This window comes from Bradyrhizobium sp. (genome assembly GCF_035570375.1).
In the GTDB taxonomy this organism is placed as follows: domain Bacteria; phylum Pseudomonadota; class Alphaproteobacteria; order Rhizobiales; family Xanthobacteraceae; genus Bradyrhizobium.
The window spans coordinates 1-2,188 of sequence record NZ_DATMLW010000169.1; the positions used below are offsets into that span (position 1 = coordinate 1).

3 protein-coding genes are annotated in these 2,188 nt (G+C 63.4%); all 3 read right to left on the reverse strand.

From position 1 onward, the window contains the following. Nucleotides 1–243, reverse strand: a 243-nt coding sequence (locus tag VNX23_RS18415) for a carboxymuconolactone decarboxylase family protein (RefSeq protein WP_325632325.1), incomplete at its 3' end; no start/stop codon positions are given. 61 nt (nucleotides 244–304) lie between these two features. Next, nucleotides 305–1,846, reverse strand: a complete 1,542-nt coding sequence (locus VNX23_RS18420; protein ID WP_325632326.1) for an FAD-dependent oxidoreductase — start codon at nucleotides 1,844–1,846, stop codon at nucleotides 305–307. Continuing rightward, a partial coding sequence (locus VNX23_RS18425) for a TetR/AcrR family transcriptional regulator C-terminal ligand-binding domain-containing protein (protein WP_325632328.1) occupies nucleotides 1,843–2,188 on the reverse strand: 346 nt, incomplete at its 5' end. The genes VNX23_RS18425 and VNX23_RS18420, both read right to left, overlap by 4 nt.

Sequence of the window (2,188 nt, forward strand, 5' to 3'; positions counted from 1 at the left end):
GAGGGATGATTCGTGCCAGGCGTCGAGCAGATAGAGCCGCTGCTCGGTTTCGCCGCCATGGCGGGCATCCTTGCTATGGACGTGGAGGCAGTAGGCACGGCCGTTGATCTGAGAAGCGCGCATTTTCACGAGCTCAATCAGGCGCTTTTCCAGGCCGCACTGCTGGATATAAGCCTCGACCCGCTGCACCGCGCGCATCGCGTCGGGTGCCGCCTTATAGGCGTTCAAACGTCCAGCTTCCATAGAGACCCTCCATGTTTCCCGAACCCGCACGAAACTCAGCGATGCTACCAGTGAAATATATTCACGTCGATTTGGACGCCGTGAGAGCGCGAATCCCGTGATTGGCGCAATAGCGATCAAGGGCACCCGGCGTACTAGAAGTGTCGGCGAGCGCCACATAGGTGTCTGGCCGCAGCAAATAGATTGCGTCGCGCGCCAGACCGGCCGCCTCGTGCTCGGGTCTCCAGCTAACAACATGCAGCGGCACGTCGTGACTGGCGCACCAAGCCGCCAGTTCGGCGCTGGCAGAGCCATAGACATGAACCTGCCAGGTCATCGCCGCGAGGGATTCAAAATTATCCTTGCCATCAATCGGCACCCACGGCAGCCGGTCACCGCCATGGACGTGACCAGCAGAGCCGGCGCTCAACGGCCCACTGCGGTAATTCAGGGTGATCTGCGAGACTGTCCGAAAGATGTACTCTCGAACCGCCTCGAACGCGATGACCTTCGGGAACAGCACTGGCGCGACGCGGGTACGAAGGATATCGGCGATCCGGCCCTCGGCGGTGGCGAAGCTGAACACGCGATCGGTGGTCGCGACCAGCCGCCGGGCAAAGCCGATCCGTTCCGCCTCGTAGCTGTCGAGCAATTTGTCGGACGCATGGCCGGCCAGAACCGCCGTGAGTTTCCAGGCAAGATTGATGGCGTCGCCAATTCCGGTATTCATGCCCTGACCGCCGGCGGGACTGTGGATGTGAGCCGCATCGCCGAGCAGGAAGGCCCGACCGTTGCGGAAATGCTCGGTCACCCGGTGATGAACATGGTAGGTCGAAAACCAGTTCACCTTCTGGACGTTGACTTTGAGCTTCGTGATCGCCCGGTCGCTGACGTCTTCGAACTTTAGCGTATCGGCATGATCGGCTCGCTCGTCGCGCACGGTTCCGATTAGGCGCGCTCGACCCTTCCCGGCCAGGGGAAAGACCGCCAGGAAATCGGCCTCGTCGAGATCGACGTGCAGTTCGCCGTCGAGCGCAGGGCCGGCGGCTTCAACATCGGCAACATAGAAGAGTTGCCGATAGGTGCCACCCGGAAAGCCCGTACCGATCGTCTCGCGCACGAGGGAACGCGCCCCGTCACAGCCGGCGATGTAGATAGCCTCGCAGGTTTCCTCCGGGCCCTCTGGGCAGCGAAGGCGGGCAATCACGCGCTCGCCCTCGTCCGTGAAGCCGGCCAATTCGGTCCGGCGCTCGACCGAGACGCCGAGCGCCTCCAGCCGCTCGCTCAGCAGTCGCTCATGCTGGTCCTGCGGGAAGATCTGCAGGAACGGATAGGGGGTCAGGTCCGAACCGATATTCTCAAACGGCAAGCGCGCCGCCGGTTCGCCCTTGACCCACAAATTGACTGCAGGAACCTTGTGACCATGTTCGACTACGGCGTCGGCAAGGTCGAGCTGGCGGTAGAGTTCGAGCGTCCGCGCTTGAACCGCCAGGGCCCGCGAGGTGGCGCCGGGCTCTGCCGCCTTGTCGACTATGCGGACCTTAACCCCGAGCTTGGTGAGCCAGAGGGCCAAGACCAGGCCCGTCGGACCGGCGCCGATGATCAGAACGTCAGTATGTGTCATTTCGTCATCCATCCATCGACGCCCCCGATTGCCGGCGTGAGCAGGCCGCGCAGTGCCGTGCGGGAGTGCTGGTCGGCGAGCGCGTTCAAATCGGGCGGATTGGCAGCGACCGAGCCGAAGACCTCGCGAAAGAGCATGGCCATGACCATCGGGCCCATGAGCGAAAAAGCGTGCAGGCGCGGATCGCCGGGGGTCACCTCGCCGCGCGCCTGGGCGCGCGCGATGATCCCTGTGACTATCCCGATGACACTCGCGACGACATCGTCGTGCCAAATGCGGGCGAGGTCAGGGAAAGTCCGCGACTCGCCGATCACCATCCGGGCAATCGCCGGCACCCGGCCG